At 64.0% G+C, this 16,345-nt stretch carries 17 protein-coding genes; 7 read left to right on the top strand and 10 right to left on the bottom strand.

The window, feature by feature from the left end:
* Window positions 1–3: 3 nt before the first annotated feature.
* Entirely contained in the window at window positions 4–1,029 is a 1,026-nt protein-coding gene (locus V1280_RS32900) for an alpha/beta fold hydrolase (RefSeq protein ID WP_334534332.1), read from the bottom strand.
* Between the two features lie 1,149 nt (window positions 1,030–2,178).
* Window positions 2,179–2,850 carry a response regulator transcription factor gene (locus V1280_RS32895; protein ID WP_334534329.1) on the bottom strand — a complete coding sequence of 224 codons (672 nt, stop codon included), beginning with the start codon at window positions 2,848–2,850 and terminating at the stop codon, window positions 2,179–2,181.
* Between the two features lie 345 nt (window positions 2,851–3,195).
* Between V1280_RS32895 and V1280_RS32890 the strand changes: the two genes are divergently transcribed.
* A complete protein-coding gene (locus V1280_RS32890; RefSeq protein ID WP_442895258.1) occupies window positions 3,196–4,860 on the top strand; it encodes an MFS transporter in 1,665 nt (554 codons plus the stop codon).
* 65 nt (window positions 4,861–4,925) lie between these two features.
* Here V1280_RS32890 and V1280_RS32885 read toward each other — a convergent pair whose 3' ends face one another.
* Both V1280_RS32885 and V1280_RS32880 read right to left on the bottom strand, forming a co-directional pair.
* Entirely contained in the window at window positions 4,926–5,399 is a 474-nt protein-coding gene (locus V1280_RS32885; RefSeq protein ID WP_334534324.1) for a secondary thiamine-phosphate synthase enzyme YjbQ, read from the bottom strand.
* Window positions 5,400–5,531: 132 nt separating this feature from the next.
* The gene (locus V1280_RS32880) at window positions 5,532–6,053 is read right to left on the bottom strand and encodes a hypothetical protein (protein WP_334534321.1); all 522 of its coding nucleotides are present in this window, start codon (window positions 6,051–6,053) and stop codon (window positions 5,532–5,534) included.
* Window positions 6,054–6,439: 386 nt separating this feature from the next.
* Here V1280_RS32880 and V1280_RS32875 point away from each other — a divergent pair, with 386 nt between their 5' ends.
* The 5 genes from V1280_RS32875 (at window position 6,440) to V1280_RS32855 (ending at window position 9,075) form a co-directional block, all read left to right on the top strand.
* Window positions 6,440–6,814 (top strand): AtpZ/AtpI family protein, encoded by a 375-nt coding sequence (locus V1280_RS32875; RefSeq protein WP_334534319.1) that lies wholly within the window; start codon window positions 6,440–6,442, stop codon window positions 6,812–6,814.
* Between the two features lie 112 nt (window positions 6,815–6,926).
* Entirely contained in the window at window positions 6,927–7,676 is a 750-nt protein-coding gene (locus tag V1280_RS32870; RefSeq protein WP_148770094.1) for a F0F1 ATP synthase subunit A, read from the top strand.
* Window positions 7,677–7,729: 53 nt separating this feature from the next.
* Window positions 7,730–7,960 (top strand): F0F1 ATP synthase subunit C, encoded by a 231-nt coding sequence (locus V1280_RS32865; RefSeq protein WP_007599451.1) that lies wholly within the window; start codon window positions 7,730–7,732, stop codon window positions 7,958–7,960.
* A 60-nt stretch (window positions 7,961–8,020) separates the two neighbouring features.
* A complete protein-coding gene (locus V1280_RS32860) occupies window positions 8,021–8,584 on the top strand; it encodes a F0F1 ATP synthase subunit B (protein ID WP_334534312.1) in 564 nt (187 codons plus the stop codon).
* 5 nt (window positions 8,585–8,589) lie between these two features.
* On the top strand, window positions 8,590–9,075 hold the full coding sequence (locus V1280_RS32855; RefSeq protein WP_334534310.1) for a F0F1 ATP synthase subunit B family protein: 486 nt from the start codon (window positions 8,590–8,592) through the stop codon (window positions 9,073–9,075).
* Window positions 9,076–9,274: 199 nt separating this feature from the next.
* Here the strand turns inward: V1280_RS32855 and V1280_RS32850 are convergent, their stop codons facing one another.
* The 5 genes from V1280_RS32850 to V1280_RS32830 all read right to left on the bottom strand — a co-directional run bounded on the left by V1280_RS32850 (window position 9,275) and on the right by V1280_RS32830 (window position 14,538).
* Window positions 9,275–9,922, bottom strand: a complete 648-nt coding sequence (locus tag V1280_RS32850) for a hypothetical protein (protein ID WP_334534307.1) — start codon at window positions 9,920–9,922, stop codon at window positions 9,275–9,277.
* 121 nt (window positions 9,923–10,043) lie between these two features.
* A complete protein-coding gene (locus tag V1280_RS32845) occupies window positions 10,044–10,631 on the bottom strand; it encodes a GNAT family N-acetyltransferase (RefSeq protein ID WP_148770102.1) in 588 nt (195 codons plus the stop codon).
* A 37-nt stretch (window positions 10,632–10,668) separates the two neighbouring features.
* Window positions 10,669–11,958, bottom strand: a complete 1,290-nt coding sequence (locus V1280_RS32840) for a M16 family metallopeptidase (RefSeq protein WP_334534304.1) — start codon at window positions 11,956–11,958, stop codon at window positions 10,669–10,671.
* Window positions 11,955–13,373 carry a threonine synthase gene (gene thrC, locus V1280_RS32835; RefSeq protein WP_334534301.1) on the bottom strand — a complete coding sequence of 473 codons (1,419 nt, stop codon included), beginning with the start codon at window positions 13,371–13,373 and terminating at the stop codon, window positions 11,955–11,957. Before thrC ends, V1280_RS32840 begins: the two co-directional genes overlap by 4 nt.
* A 520-nt stretch (window positions 13,374–13,893) precedes the next feature.
* Window positions 13,894–14,538 (bottom strand): response regulator transcription factor, encoded by a 645-nt coding sequence (locus tag V1280_RS32830; protein WP_148770108.1) that lies wholly within the window; start codon window positions 14,536–14,538, stop codon window positions 13,894–13,896.
* Between the two features lie 87 nt (window positions 14,539–14,625).
* On the opposite strand from V1280_RS32830, the gene V1280_RS32825 reads away from it, so the two are divergent.
* Complete coding sequence (locus V1280_RS32825; protein WP_334534297.1) at window positions 14,626–15,963, top strand: histidine kinase; 1,338 nt, start codon at window positions 14,626–14,628, stop codon at window positions 15,961–15,963.
* On the opposite strand, the gene V1280_RS32820 is transcribed toward V1280_RS32825, so the two are convergent.
* Window positions 15,960–16,325: a nuclear transport factor 2 family protein gene (locus V1280_RS32820; protein ID WP_334534294.1), complete on the bottom strand. Its 366-nt coding sequence runs from the start codon at window positions 16,323–16,325 to the stop codon at window positions 15,960–15,962. The two genes, V1280_RS32825 and V1280_RS32820, sit on opposite strands and share 4 nt — an antisense overlap.
* Window positions 16,326–16,345: the final 20 nt, after the last annotated feature.

The raw sequence follows: 16,345 nt of genomic DNA, 5'->3' as shown, positions 1-16,345 counted from the left end.
GGGTCAGGCGCCGCCGTCGGCATCGATGACGGCCTTGGCAAAGGCTTGCGGTGCTTCCTGCGGCAAATTGTGACCGATGCCGCCGGTGATCAGGCGATAATCGTAGCGCCCAGAGAATCTCTTGGCGTAGGCGCCGGAATCGGGATGCGGCGCGCCGTTGGCATCGCCCTCCATCGTGATCGTCGGCACGTCGATGACCGGTGTTGCCGCGAGCTTCTTTTCGATCTCCTCGTACTTCGCCTCGCCCTTGGCGAGGCCGAGCCGCCAGCGGTAATTGTGGATCGTGATCGCGACATGATCCTTGTTCTCGAAAGCCTTGGCACTGCGATCGAATGTGGCGTCGTCGAACTTCCACTGCGGCGATGCCAGCCTCCAGATCAGCTTTGCGAAATCATGCGTGTACTTCTCGTAGCCGGCGCGGCCGCGCTCAGTCGCGAAATAGAACTGGTACCACCATTGCAGCTCGGCCGCCGGCGGCAACGGCGCGTTGCCCGCCGCCTGGCTGGAGATCAGATAGCCGCTCACCGACACCAGCGCGCGACAGCGCTCCGGCCATAGCGCCGCAATGATATCGGCGGTGCGCGCGCCCCAGTCGAAGCCGGCGATAGCAGCCTTCTTGATGTTGAGCGCATCCATCAGCGCGATGATGTCGGCGGCCAGCGCGGCCGGCTCGCCGTTGCGCAGCGTCTCGCTGGAGAGGAAGTGCGTCGAGCCGTAGCCGCGCAAGTAAGGAATGATGACGCGATAGCCGGCCTGCGCCAGGATCGGCGCGACATCGACGAAGCTGTGAATGTCGTAGGGCCAGCCGTGGAGCAGGACCGCCACCGGGCCGGTCGCGGGGCCCGCTTCGGCGTAGCCGACATTGAGGACGCCGGCATTGATCTGCTTGATCGTGCCGAAGGAGGTGTTGGTTGATCGCGGCGTCTCGGTTTCAGCGCGCGCAAGGTCGATCACGCCCAGACCGATGGCGACGGTCCCGGCTGCGACGCCGAGGAACTGGCGGCGATGCTGGTCGATAATCTGTGTCATGATCTCTTGCCTCGTTGATGGTTGTCGGAATCGTCAGATCCCATCGACACTGGCGTGGCTCGGTTGGGCTCTTATTGCCGTCACGCAACTGCCTATCAGCGCTCGCCGTGAAAGGCTCGTTTGGACTTGTGAGAAGTTGTGAGGCCGACATCGAACCCGATTGCAGGGATCTGCAAGCGTGGCTTGCTTACGGCTTCGGGAACCCGCGTCAACGCACTCTCCTGTGAGGTTGACAGGCCATTGCTGTCAAGAACTCGTCATTGCGAACGAGAGGCGGCAAACTGTTTCTCCAACCCCTGCTGTCATTCCCCGCGAAGGCGGGGAATCCAGTACGCCGCGGCGTCTCGATTCAATCACAGGCGTCTCTGGAATACTGGATCGTCCGCCTGCGCGGACGATGACACCGAGGGCGGACGACAGACACGCCTTCGCCTTCTCGCGGCGTCTTTCGCCCGAGTTTTGCTTTTCGCTTCACGCCCTCCAAACAAAGGGCGCAGGGAAGGCCGGGTGCTGACCTCGCACCCACGGTCCGCTGTGCGCGGGTAGCGCAAAAGAACTGCACAGCGGCATACAGGTGAAGCCGAACACACGGCCTTCCCTGCGCAGTGGTTGGACGGCTTATGCCGTGCTCTCCCGGGAGCCGAATTCCTTCTGGCCTCCCTCGCCCCGACGGAAGTTACCGACACCGCGCCGGTTGACGCCAATGCCGCATCCGCAAGACTTGACCGTAGCGACGACGGCCGGGACCACACGGTTTTGCCGTACGCAAGCAGACCCTGCTTCGCCAAAAAGGCTTCGCAGGGCTTTGGTGCCGTTCGTACAACGCGGCTTGCAAGTGACTCGCGGGGCTCGGCTCAATCCACTGCCCTACCCTGCCACTCACATCCGCGACGGCGCTGCCCACGTCCACCGCAGCCCGATCCGCGGCTCGTGACGACGTACGACCGCCCCTTTTCGCCGGATCAGGATGGGGGATACATACGATAAATCCGAATTTCGGTAAAGCGGAATATTTTGTCGGACGCCGATTGACCCAGCCCTTGGGTGTTTTGCCCGTCGGGCGGCGCGAGGAATTGTAGCCTGCATGGAGCGAAGCGGAATGCGGGACCAGTCTCCCGGATTGCGCTGCGCTCCACCCGGGCTACGAGCTCACCCCGTCGGCGTGCCCTGCTTCCACTGGCCACCGGAGATCTTCGCGGCGGCGATCACCGCCTGGGTGCGGCTCTCGACGCCGAGCTTTTGCAGGATGGCCGAGACATGCGCCTTGATGGTGGCCTCGGAGACGCCGAGCTCGTAGGCGATCTGCTTGTTCAGCAATCCCTCCGACAGCATCATCAGCACCCGCACCTGCTGCGGCGTCAGCGTCACCAGCCGATCGCGCAGCTTTGTCATGTCGGGGTCGGCGGCGGCCGACAGGTCGGTGTCGGCGGGAACCCAGACGTCCCCTTCCATGACCTTGAGGATGGCGTCGCGCAGCGTCTCGACGCCGAACCGCTTCGGGATGAAGCCGGAGGCGCCGAAATCGAGCGAACGCCGGATCGTGGCGCTGTCGTCGGAGGCCGAGACGATCACCACCGGGATCGCCGGATATTGCGCACGCAGATAGATCAGGCCGGAAAAGCCGGAGATGCCGGGCATCGAGAGGTCGAGCAGGACCAGGTCGACGTCGGAGGTCTGTTCCAGCAGCTTCGTCAGATCCTCGAACGACCCGGCCTCGTCGATCTTCGCCGTGCTCAGGACACCGGCCACCGCTTGCCGCAGCGCATCGCGGAACAGCGGATGGTCATCGGCAATGACGAGATGGGTGGAGGGAGCGTTCATCGATCTCTTGCTGTCGTTCACGTCAGCGCCAGTAGTCCGGACCGGCGCAATGGTCAATTCTTCCCCGACCGGCCGTGGCATGCAAGGGCACATTATTCCTTTGCGGGAAAGGGGTTAATCCGCAAGCCGTGTGCCGCGGCGCGGCACGACAAATCCAAACCGTCAGTTGCGGGTCAGTGCGCAAGGCCGAAAGTCGTATTGGGGCCGGTTTCACGCCGATGTTACCTTGGGGGCAAGACCCAGATTGATCCGGCATGCCCGGACAGCCGGGACGCGAGGAAACGAATTTCGGGGAGCGCATTCACGATGTCCACACTAGCTGCAACGTCGGCACGGTCGACCGGCATGACGAAGGATGAGAGGTTCGTCATCCTCGCTTCGTCCCTCGGCACCGTCTTCGAGTGGTACGACTTCTATCTCTACGGGTCGCTGGCCAGCATCATCGGCACGCAGTTCTTCACTATCGCCGGCGCCGACGGCAAGCCGATGTTCGACCAGGCCACGCGCGATATCTTCGCGCTGCTGGCCTTTGCGGCGGGCTTTCTGGTCCGTCCGTTCGGCGCGATCGTGTTCGGCCGCGTCGGCGACATCGTCGGACGCAAATACACCTTCCTCGTCACCATCCTGATCATGGGTCTGTCGACCTTCATCGTCGGCCTGCTGCCGGGTGCAGCCCAAATCGGCATCGCAGCTCCGATCATCCTGATCGGCCTGCGCCTGCTGCAGGGCCTCGCGCTCGGTGGTGAATATGGTGGTGCGGCGACCTACGTCGCCGAGCATGCGCCGCAGGGCAAGCGCGGCTACTACACCTCCTTCATCCAGACCACTGCGACGCTCGGCCTGTTCCTGTCGCTGCTGGTGATCCTGTTCACCCGATCCGCGACCGGCGAGGCTGCCTTCGCCGGCGCACCCGGCTCCTATTGGGGCGGCTGGCGCATTCCGTTCCTGGTCTCGGTCGCGCTGCTCGGCATCTCGGTCTGGATCCGTCTGCGCTTGAACGAATCGCCGGTGTTCCAGCGCATGAAGGACGAGGGCAAGGGCTCCAAGGCCCCGCTGACCGAAGCCTTCGCCACCTGGAGCAACGCCAAGATCGTGATCCTGGCGCTGTTCGGCCTGACCATGGGCCAGGCGGTGATCTGGTACACGGGCCAGTTCTACGCGCTGTTCTTCCTGCAATCGATCCTGAAGGTCGACGGCTACACCGCCAACCTGCTGATCGCCTGGTCGCTGCTGCTCGGCACCGGCTTCTTCCTGGTGTTCGGCGCGCTGTCCGACCGGATCGGCCGCAAGCCGATCATCCTGGCGGGCTGCCTGATCGGCGCACTGACCCTGTTCCCGATCTTCAAGATGATCTCGACCAACGCCAATCCGGCGCTGGAAAAGGCCTATGAGACGGTCAAGGTGCAGGTGGTGGCGGATCCCGCAGGCTGCGGCGATCTGTTCAACCCGGTCGGCACCCGCGTCTTCACGGCGCCTTGCGACACCGCCCGCGCCTTCCTCGCGCAGTCGTCGGTGAAGTACACGACGGTTCCGGGTCCGGCGGGCGCGGTGAAGATCATGGTCAACGACAAGGAAGTGCCCTACACGGACGCCAAGACGTCGAACCCCGCGATCACTGCGGCGACGCAGGCGGCGGGCTACCCGAAGCCGGGTGACGCGGGCATCGTCAAGATGTCGAACCCGTTCGACATCTTCCGTCCGCAGGTGTCGGCCCTCATCGGCTTGCTTTTCATCCTCGTGATCTACGTCACCATGGTGTACGGCCCGATCGCGGCCATGCTTGTCGAACTGTTCCCGACCCGCATCCGCTACACCTCGATGTCGCTGCCCTATCACATCGGCAACGGCTGGTTCGGCGGCCTGCTGCCCGCGACCGCCTTCGCGATAACCGCATCGACCGGCGATATCTACTCGGGTCTTTGGTATCCGGTTGCCTTCGCGTTGATCACGGCGGTGGTCGGCTTCTTCTTCGTCCCCGAGACGAAGGATGTCGACATCACCAAGATGTAGACGTCGCACGACACCAACAAAAAACCGGCCGCGGAGCGATCCGCGGCCGGTTTGCTCTTGGGATGTTATTTATTGCCGCCGATGAATTGCAGCACGATTTCGCGGCGATGCGGGCGCGCCCGGTGCTCGACCAGATAGATCCCCTGCCAGGTGCCGAGCGCGAGCGCACCGTTGAGTACCGGCACATGTAGCGAGGTCTGCGTCAGCATCGTCTTGACGTGCGCGGGCATGTCATCGGGTCCTTCGGTATCATGCGTCCACGGCGCATTCTCCGGCGCGAGCCGCGAGAGCGCGGTGGTGAGATCAACGAGCACCGAGGGATCGGCGTTTTCCTGGATCGTCAGTGACGCCGAGGTGTGGCGGATGAACAGCGTCAGCGCACCGTCGCGGGCGTGAGCCTCGGCGGCGAACTTCGCAACTTCGCTGGTGAGATCGGTGAAGCCGCGACCTTGCGTCTGCACGGTCAGTAGCGACGATACGATCGTGGTGGCTTGCACCGACGATGGCGCCGAGCGGGTGACAGATTTGGCTGACGTCATGAAAGGTCTCTCAACTCGAAAGCTGCCGTAGGGTGGGCAAAGCGAAGCGTGCCCACCATTCCACGCAACAATATGAAGGTGGTGGGCACGGCGCTTTGCGCCTTTGCCCACCCTACGGCACCGCGTCGTGTGTCAAATCCTCCCCGACACGTCCTTCTGCACGCGATTGGCCATGTCGATCAGCCGGCGCCACGCCTTCTCAAGGAATGACATGGCGCGGTCGAGATCCTGGTCGCTGGGTAGCGGGATCTCGATCTTCCGATCACCCTCGGCGACCTTCGGCTCCGCCTTCTTCAGCGAATCCGATTTCGGCAACGCCTCGTCGACTTTGCCCGACACGGTCGGCCCGGCCGCGAGTTGCCCCTTCAGCTTCTCGACCTCGGCCTGGAGCCGGCCGATCTCGGCATCGAACGCGGAGCGCTCGTCGGGCACGGCATAGCAGGCCCAGCCGGTGCCATTCCTGGTGCAGGTCGAGACCGTGCCGGTGCGGGTGTCGAGCCGCAGCACGCCTTCGGGGATCGGCGTCATGCTGAAGCGGCCGTTTTCGCCGTCGGGCGCCGATTGCGCGGCCACCAAGCCGCCGCTGGTGGCCACCACCGCGGCAATCGCCACCGCCGCAAGCCATGATGTTGTGGATGATTTCACTACTCTCATCGCGCTCTCCGCCACGACGCGCCGGTGGCCCACCGTTCGAATTCTACACCCGGGCGAGCGACGGCGCATCGCTCGGTCGCTCCAATCCGCCGCCAAAAAACGCATCCACGGAATCAACGACGGCGGCAGTCCGTTTGATCCCGAAAGCCGCGGCGAAATGTCGGCCATTTCGGCGGATCGTGCGGAGAGCTGCTGCGGTGCGGCGTCACGCTGTGTGCAGCGCTGGCGTACAAGGCGATATTACCAATTAAATCAGATACATAAGCGAACACGACGCGATCGTGACTTGGCTTGACTTGATTATGAGCGGTCAGTATGGTCCGCGCGGCTTTTGAGGGTGGCGGGCGTAATTTCCATTCAACCGCAGCGTTTCGGGTCTTCGTGGCATGGCTCAGGACACGGGACGCAGCGAGAATGGAGATCAGCATAGATCGCCCGAGGAAGCTGCGCTTTCCGAACGGCTCGGAAATCTTGATCAGCGGTTGTCCGAACTTCGCGACCGCCACATCAAGACCGAGCAACCCGCAGGTGACGGTGAAGACAAAGCGGCCAGAGCTTCGGCGATGGCGCTTGGTTTCCGGTTATCCTCCGAGTTGGTCGCCGGGGTCGTTGTCGGAGCGGGGATTGGCTGGGGTTTCGACCGCTTGCTGTCGACGTCGCCTTTCGGATTTATCGTGTTCCTGCTGCTGGGCTTCGTGGCCGGCGTCGTGAATGTGGTGAGAACGGCGGGCGCGGGTCAGAACAGGCGCGGTGGTTCTTAAGGCCGATCCGAACAGGAGAGGAATTTTCGCGCCGGCTTCGCCGGTGCGGGCCGGCCCGGCCGGCAGACCGAGACACGCCGGCTAGCCCGGCAGACCAAGAGATGCCGCGCTGATGAAAATCGATCCGATCCACCAGTTCAACATCGAGCCTCTCTTCACGATCGGCCATATCGGCAATCAAACGATCGCCTTCACCAATTCATCGCTCTACATGCTGGTGGCAGTGGCGATCATCTCGCTCCTGATGCTTGCCAGCGGAACGCAGCTGGTTCCCGGGCGCCTCCAGTCGGTCGCCGAAATCTCCTACGAATTCGTCGCCTCGACCATCCGCTCGACGGCCGGCTCGGAAGGCATGAAGTTCTTCCCGCTGATCTTCTCGCTGTTCATGTTCATCTGCGTCTCGAACCTGGTCGGCATCATCCCCTATACCTTCACGATCTCGAGCCATCTGATCGTGACCGCGGCGCTCGCGCTTTTGGTCTTCTTCACCGTGCTGATCTACGGCGTCGCCAAGAACGGCCTGAAATTCTTCTCGATCTTCGTGCCCCACGGCGTCCCCGGCTACATCCTTCCGCTGGTGATGTTCATCGAGATCCTGTCGTTCTTCCTGCGGCCGGTCTCCCACAGCGTCCGTCTGTTCGCCAACATGCTGGCCGGCCACATCGCGCTGAAGGTGTTCGCGGGCTTCGTCGCCATGCTCGGCTTCTCGCTCGGCGCGCTGGGCTGGTTCGGCGGCGTGCTGCCGCTGGCGCTCACGGTCGCGCTGTACGCTCTCGAGATTCTGGTCGCATTCCTGCAAGCCTATGTGTTTGCGATCCTGACCTGCATCTACCTCAACGACGCCATTCATCCGGGACACTGAGCGGTCCGGGGAATTTCCACCCAAAACCCAATCTTTCTTCCAAGGAGTCTAAAATGGATCCGGCAGCAGCAAAACTTATCGGCGCGGGCATCGCATGCATCGGCATGGGCGGCGCGGGCGTCGGCGTGGGCGTGATCTTCGGCAACTACCTCGCCGCAGCCGTTCGCAACCCCTCGGCCGCTCAGGGCCAGTTCGGCAACCTGATCTTCGGCTTCGCCGTGACCGAAGCGCTCGGCATTTTCTCCCTGCTGATCGCGCTGCTGCTGCTGTTCGTTCCGCTCTGAGGACGAATTTTCGCGCCGCTTCAACCGAAGCGGCGCGCAGGACGGCAACAGGAGTAATCCATGGCTGAGAGTCATGGCGGGGCGAAAAGTCCGGCGGCGGGCGCCCACACCGAGGCCGAAGGCGGTCATGGTGGCGGTTTTCCGCCGTTCGAGAGCAGCACCTATGCTTCACAGCTGGTGTGGCTCGCGATCTTCTTCGTCGCGCTTTACGTGATCGTGTCCAAGCTCGCTCTGCCGAAGGTCGGCGGTGCGATCGAGGCGCGTCAGAACAAGATCGAGGGTGACCTCGCCGAGGCGCAGACGCTGAAGGATCAGTCCGACGCAGCGCTGAAGGCCTATGAAGGCGAGCTCGCTTCGGCGCGTTCGCGGGCACAGGCGATCGGCAACGAATCCCGCGACAAGGCGAATGCGCAGGCGGAAGCCGAGCGCAAGGCGCTGGAAGAGCAGCTGGCGGCCAAGCTCGCCGAGGCGGAGAAGACCATCGCCTCGACCCGCGCGACCGCCATGAGCAACGTCCGCGGCATCGCGGCCGATGCGGCAGGCACCATCGTGCAGCAGCTCACCGGCGTGGTTCCGGACGCGGCGTCGGTCAATGCCGCCGTTGATGCGTCCTTGAAGGGTTAGTCGATATGTTCTTCGATCCTGAAACCTGGGTCGCCATTGCCTTCGTGATCCTGATGGTCGTGTTCGGCTATCTCGGGGTCTTCAACAAGGCGATGGCTGCGCTCGACCATCGCGCCGACCGCATCAAGGCCGAGCTCGACGACGCGACGCGTCTCAAGCAGGAAGCCGCCAAGGTGCTCGCCGACTACAAGGCACGCAGTGCCGCGGCCGAGCGCGAGGCTGCCGACATCATCGCCAACGCCAAGTCCGAAGCCGAGCGCATCGCGACCGAGGCCAAGGCGAAGGTGGAAGACTTCGTCGCCCGCCGCACCAAGACCGCGGAGAGCAAGATCGCGCTCGCCGAGGCCCAGGCGGTAGCTGATGTTCGCGCCGCAGCCGCGGAAGCCGCAGTGCAAGCCGCCTCCACGATCCTGTCGCAGTCGGTCAAGGGCCAGGTCGCCGACGATCTGCTCGCCAAGGGCATCACCGAGGTTCGGCAGAAGCTGAACTGAGGCGTTTTCGTCCTCACCAATCAAAAAGCCGGCGCGGTGAGCGCCGGCTTTTTTGTTGACCCGGTACGACAACTGCAAACTCCGTGTCATCACCCGCGAAAGCGGGTGATCCAGTACTCCGAGACAGATGTAATGGATCGTTAGGCCGCGGCGTACTGGATGCCCCGGTCAAGCCGGGGCATGACAGCTGAGCTGGTAGCTACTTCTTTTTCCCGCGAGCCTTCGGCTCGGGCGAAAGCGCCTGCGGGTCGAAGCCGACATAGAAGATGTAGGTATCGGCGACTGCGGCCGACGGCACCGGATAGGACAGATCCTCGGCGACGAAGGTGAAGGGCACGCTGCCGCCTTCGGACATCTCGACCGTGGTCCGGTAGGCCTTCGAAGCGATCACTTTCTCGCCGACACCGCCCTGCACCACGGCGACGCGCAAGGGCACCTCGACCGAGTTGGGCGCGCCGGCGGGGCCTGCGATGACGCGGCCCTGGATGCCGATACGCGCGACGATCTCGGCGCCATTACGGGTGCATTCGCGCGCCATCTTGGTGATCGAGGCCTGGAAGCGCACATCGTTGCCGACGGCCGGCTTGCCTGTCGCCCCGACCCCGTAGGTGGACGCTCCGGCGCGCACCGTGACCTGCGGGCAATCGATGTCGTCATCGGCCGCCGGCTGGCCCGGCGCAGGCGCTGGCTTGGCCGGCTCGTCGGATTTGCCGCCGAACAGGCCCTTGAAGCGGTCGGTCAGCGACTGCGCCGCGACCGGCGACATGGAAGCGAATGACACCGACAGCGCCAGCGCGATCACCGGACCCCGCCGCAGCGCCTTCCGCAATGAGCGAAGCTCGTTCATAAACGCCTGTACTCCATGACAACATCCCGGCGGATCGCCGGTGTGATGCGGTTTATATCGCCAATATCGGCGATCCCAAGGCGAGAAAACAAGGCAGGAAAAAGCTGACTTTAGCGCGCGTTCAGCCGCGAAAATCCTCGTGCAGCAGGCCGAACAGCAGATGGTCCTGCCAGACCCCGTTGATGCAGAGATAGCGGCGCGCCAGTCCCTCGCGGGAGAAGCCGCACTTCTCCAGCACCCGGATCGACGGCGCATTGGTCGGGATGCAGGCAGCCTCGACCCGGTGCAGGTTGAGCTCACCGAACAGCGTCGGCAGCAGCACCCGCAGCGCCGCGGTCATGTAGCCGCGATGGGCGTTGGGCTGGCCGACCCAATAGCCGATGGTGCCGGCCTGGACGATGCCGCGCCGGACATTGGCGAGCGTGATGCCGCCAACCATGGCGCCGTCGAGCTCGCGGAAGATCAGAAAGGGATAGGAGCGGTCCGCGGCGATGTCTTCGGAATAGCGGCGCAGGCGGCGGCGGAAGCCGGAACGGGTCAGGTCGTCGGACGGCCAGATCGGCTCCCACGGCGTCAAATAATCGCGGCTGGTCTCGCGCAGATGCGCCCACTGCAGGAAATCCGACATCTGCGGCGCCCGCAGCAACAATCCGTTGCCGCGGGGGGCAAGAGCAGCAGGTCCACTGGATGGCAGGCGAAAGAGGGCCATGGTGATGCTTCCCGGGGCGGGTCGCCCTGCGCGGCTCCTAATGCAGCCGCGCCTTGGCACGCGCCTTCGTCAATCCTTCCGCAAAAGATACCGCCGTGTCCAGACCCCTGCCGCTACCCAATGCGACTACCGCAGGGCGGCTGCGCGAAAGCAGTGCACGCGCCGCATCGCGGGTCGATTCGACGCTGACGGCGTCGATCCGGGCCACCAGCTCCTGCACCGTCTGCGGCCGGCCATAGGCCAGCACGTGCCGGGCGAGCTGCTCGGCGCGCGAGGAGCAGCTCTCCAGCGCCATCAGCAGGCCCGCCTTCATCTGCGCCTTGGCCCGCGCAATCTCGGCCTCGGTCAGGGTCTCGACCGAATCATTCATGATGTCGACCACGACTTCCATCATCTCCGGCGCGTCGGCGGGATCGGTGCCGGTGTAGAGGCCGAAGAAGCCGGTGTCGGTGTAGGGCGCGTGGAACGAGTAGATCGAGTAGCAGAGGCCGCGTTTTTCGCGCACCTCCTGGAACAGCCGCGACGACATTCCGCCGCCGAGGATGTTGGTGAAGACCTGGAGCGAGAACAGCGACAAATCCGTCTGCGGCACGCCTTCCAGCGCCAGCGTCAGATGCGCCTGTTCGAGCTCGCGATGCACGACCTTGGCTCCGCCCCTGCCGAACATCGCTGCCTGCGGCTTCGGTCCCGGCGTCGCGTCAAAACTCGCAAAGCGCTTCTCGACCTCGGCGACGACCTGCTTGTGATCGACAGCGCCCGCCGCCGCGACCACCATGTCGGGCCCGCGGTAATGCGTCGAGAGATAGTCGCGCAGCGAGTCGCGGTTGAAGGCGCGCAGGGTCTTGGCAGTGCCGAGCAGCGAGCGGCCCATCGGCTGGTCGGGATAGCAGAGCTCGTTGAGATGCTCGAACACGACGTCGTCGGGCGTGTCCTGGGCCGCACCGATCTCCTGCACGATGACGTTCTTCTCGCGCTCGAGCTCTTCGGGCTCGAAGGCGGGATTGGCGAGGATGTCGGCAAGCACGTCGAGCGCGAGCGGCACGTCGGCCTTCATCACGCGGGCATAATAGGACGTGGTCTCGGTCGAGGTGCCGGCATTGAGGTCGCCGCCGACCGCCTCGATCTCCTCGACGATCTCGCGCGAGGAGCGCCCCGTCGTGCCCTTGAACGCCATGTGCTCGAGCAGGTGCGAGATGCCATGCTCGTTCGGCTTCTCGTCGCGGCCGCCGACGCCGGCCCAGACGCCGAGCGCGGCGGTCTCCAGATGCGGCATGTTGTCGGTGACGACGGTCAGGCCGGAGGCAAGCTTGGATATCTCGACGCTCATCCGGCAACTCCCTGTTTTGCGGCACGGCTGACCGACAGCACGAACCGCTCGACCTCGCTCTGATCGTTCTTCATGACCTTCATATGTTCGGATTTGGTCATGAGACCGTCGAGCCAGGCCGGCAGTTGCGGCCGCTGGCCACAGGCCGCATCCACGGCGTCCGGGAATTTGGCGGGATGCGCGGTCGAGAGCACGATGTTGGGAACGGTCGTGTCGGTGGTGTCGCGATCGGCGACCGCGAGCGCCACGGCGGTGTGGGGATCGACGAGCTCGCCGGCCTCGCGCCAGGCGGCGCGGATCGCAGCCGCAGTCTCGGTCTCGTCGGCGCGACCGGCGTCGAATTCTTCGCGGATCGCAGCGAGCGTGGCGTCGGGCAGGACAAAACGGCCCGACTGTTTCAGCTGCTCCATCAGCCGGCGCACGCCGGCCGCATCGCGCTTGCCGGCTTCGAACAGCAGCCGCTCGAAATTCGAGGAGATCTGGATGTCCATCGACGGCGAGGCGGTCGCGTGCACCTCGCGCACCTCGTAGATGCCGGTCTTGAGCGTGCGGGCGAGGATGTCATTGACGTTAGCGGCAATGCGCAGGGTCCGCACGGGAAGACCCATGCGCTTGGCGACGTAGCCTGCAAAAATATCGCCGAAATTTCCGGTCGGCACGATGAAATCCACCGCGCGCGCCGGTGCGCCGGCGGCGACTGCGGAAGTGAAGTAGTAGACCACCTGCGCGACGATACGGGCCCAGTTGATGGAGTTGACGCCGGACAGCGAGGTCGCATCGCGGAAGCGATGGTTGTTGAACATCCCCTTCACGAGCGCCTGGCAGTCGTCGAAATTGCCCTCGATGGCGAGCGCATGGACATTGGCGGCACCGGTCGTCGTCATCATCCGCCGCTGCACCTCGGAGATGCGGCCGTGCGGAAACAGCACGATGAGGTCGACGTTCTCCAGACCCGCGAAGGCCTCGACCGCGGCGCCGCCGGTGTCGCCGGAGGTCGCGACCACGATGGTGGTGCGCTGGCCGCGCTTGGCCAGCACATGGTCCATCAGCCGGGAGATCAGCTGCATCGCCACGTCCTTGAAGGCGAGCGTCGGACCGTGGAACAGCTCCAGCACGAATTGATGCGGCGACATCTGGCGCAGCGGCACCACGGCCGGATGACGGAAGGTGGCATAGGCCTCGTTCGCCATGCGGCCGAGATCTGCGTCGGAAATCTCGCCGCCGACGAAGGGACGGATGATTTCGACCGCAACCTCCCAATAGGGGCGGCCGAAGAAGCCAGCGATGGTCTCGGCCGAAAGCTGCGGCCAGGTCACCGGCACATACAGGCCGCCGTCGCGGGCAAGCCCGGTCAGCATCACGTCGCAGAAGCCAAGCTCAGGGGCCTCGCCCCGGGTCGAAATATAACGAGTCAAACTGCCCTCCAAAGGCCGACCCGACCTGAATGCGGGCCTTAAGCCTTTGATTTCACGATGTTCCTAGTTGATAGCCAGAGGCTTCCGGCACCATAGAGTGTTTTGCGGGGCCGCACCATGCCCAACGAAAAAGGGCTGCGGCGATGCCGCAGCCCCTCTCTTGGAAGGTCTGTCGTTGATGTGTGCAGACCCGGTTTCCGTGTTGGGCGTCGGCCCCGAAAGTTGTCCAAGCGAGCTTTCGTCGCCTGTCACGAAATCGTCAAGGGCAAAAACAGCTGCCCGCGGAGATTGTTCCTGTTTTTCCCGATATGTCCCGGTCGCGTTGATCGCCAATCCCAACAACCGCGAGCCTCATTGCCGTATTTTCCCGAATTATAATCGAGGAACGAACGCCTCCGCGGCCCATTGTGTCGGCGGAAGGTGTCAGCCGTCGTCCACGCATTGCCCGGACGTGCGGCTGGGCCGATCCGTCGGCCGAACCGGCTGCATATAGGAGCAACCGGTTCGGTCCCTGACGGTGTCAGTTCATCCCGATTTCCACCGCGATCCGGATCAGGTCGGAGTGGTTCTTGGCCCCCAGCTTCTGCTTGAGCAGGGACGTGGTGTTGGCGACGGTCTTGTAGGAGATGCCGAGCGCCTCGGCGACCTCGACGATCTTGTTGCCGCGCCCGAGCAGGCGGAGAATTTCCAGCTCCCGCGGTGTCATCTGCGAGGCCGGATTGGCCTTGATCGCGGCGCCCGAAAACGTCACGGCCTCCGCGAGCTGCGGCGAGATGAAATTGTCGCCCGCGACCACCTTGCGCACAGCCTTGAGCAGGATTCGGGGATCGTCACCCTTGGAGACGTAGCCCTGCGCCCCCAGCTCCACCGCGCGCACCACAAAGGCCGGATCGTCGTTCATGCTGAACATGATGATCTTGGCGTCCGGATCGTCCTTGCGGATCCGGCGCATCAGTTCGAAGCCGGAGACATCGGGCAGGCTGATGTCGATCACGGTCACGTCAGGCCGCTTGCTGACATAGGCACGATGGCCTGATTTCGCGTCGGTCGCCTCGTCGATCCGAATCGAATGGTCGGATGCGAAAAGGGTGCGGCAACCGGACAGCACCACGGGATGGTCGTCGACGATCAGGACCCTGGTCGCCGGCTTGGCGGTATCTTGCATCGCGCGCTCTCTGGTTTTCTGGACTCATAGACCGGCGGGAACAAATGGAAAGAGAAAATCCCGCCAATGCGCGTTAGAATTGACCTAATGTGGCACCGCCCCTCTTTCAAAACCCAGCTGTTTCTTCCGCTCGGTGTAATGTTCATCGCGGCTCTGCTGATGGGCGGCATTCTCCTGCACGTTTTCACAACCGGCCAGCTCGCCGAAGAGAACGAGCCGGCACAGCGATCGACCCGGGCGGTCGCCGAGGCCCTGAACAACGCCCTGCGGTCGTCCGAGAATCCGCGCAGGACTCTCGACGACTTTGTCCGGATGCTGGACGCATCGTCGGATATCCAGTTCCATTCCGCGGAAGCTGGTTCTCCCCCGTTTGCGCCGAGGCCTCTGCAGGGCCCGCATAGCCCGCCGGGATGGTTTGTCGATCTCCTCACCATCCCTGACCTGCATATCGCATTCCCCGTTACCATCGGCAGCGAACACGTCGGCGACATCGTGTTCTCGCCCGATCTGTCGGCTGCGCTGTTTGAGACATGGGCGGGCTTCCTGGCGCTCGCCGGCTTCGTCGTCGCGCTTGCCGGACTGACCGCCGTCATTGCCTACGCGTTCGCAGGCTCGGCCCTGCGTCCGCTGCAAGATCTCGGCGCGGGCCTCACCCGTATCCGGCGCGGCGATTATGCGACGCCGATTCCGGTCGCCGGCCCGCCGGAAATCCGGCAAAGCTGCGAGGAAGCCAACGCGCTGGCGACGACACTCGTGCAATTGAGCCAGGACAATCGTGACCTGTTGCATCGCCTGGTGTCGCTGCAGGACAATGAGCGGCGCGATCTCGCCCGCGATCTGCACGACGAGCTTGGCCCGCTGCTGTTCAGCATCCGCGCCGGCACGATCGCACTGAGCGAGGCTTCGCCGCAGACGGGAAATCTCGGCAACTCGGTGCAGGAGGTGATGCGATCGGTCGAGGCGCTGCAGCAGACCAACCGCCGCATCCTCGACCGGCTGCGGCCGCTCTACATCGAGGAATTGGGACTCGAGGCCAGTGTGCAGACGCTGCTGCGGAATTTTCGCAGGCAGGCGCCGCATATCGGCCTTACTGCGACGATCGATCCTGATCTCAACGGGCTCGACGGGCCGGTGGCCCAGACCGTCTATCGCGTGATCCAGGAGGCTTTGACCAACGTGCTGCGCCACGCCGGAGCACACGATGCCCATGTGGAGACGGCAATTGCCGGCGATGTCCTCGCGGTCGAAGTCTCCGACGATGGCAGCGGCTTTCCCGCCGACAACGTGTTTGGCCGTGGCCTGACCGGCATGCAAGAACGCGTGCGGGCGCTTAGTGGATCGCTGTCACTGCTGCGCGCGGACGAGCGAACCTATGTGCGCTGCCGCCTGCCGCTCGGCGAAGTCCGCGACGCGATCACCAGTTAGCACGCGCCGCAATCGTGCGGACCCTGCTGCGCCGGCTCGCACAGCGTGCTGTAGATCTTGCCTTCCGCGCTGAAGCGAAACGAGGCGCGGATGCGCAGTGCGCCCGCGACGGAATATTCGAGATCGATGCCGTTCTGCGCGGGATGGATTTCCTCCAGGCCGAAGCCCGCCGAGGAGAAGGCGCTGAGTTTCGGTCCCCAATAGGTTTCGAGCTCGCGCCGGCCGCGATAGAGATGCGTGCCGTTGCACGTGCACTCGAGCTCGGCATCGTCGGCGTAGAGGTCGAGCAGCGTCGCGAGGTCACCCTTGCGGCAGGCATCTACCCAATCGACAACAAGTCCCATCTGATCGAAATCGCGCACGCCAGCAATCCTGTTTGCCG

It is taken from the genome of Bradyrhizobium sp. AZCC 2230 (genome assembly GCF_036924495.1).
In the GTDB taxonomy this organism is placed as follows: Bacteria; Pseudomonadota; Alphaproteobacteria; order Rhizobiales; family Xanthobacteraceae; genus Bradyrhizobium; species Bradyrhizobium rifense.
The sequence above is the reverse complement of the archived record's forward strand: the minus strand, read 5'-3'. Positions and strand labels throughout refer to the sequence as shown.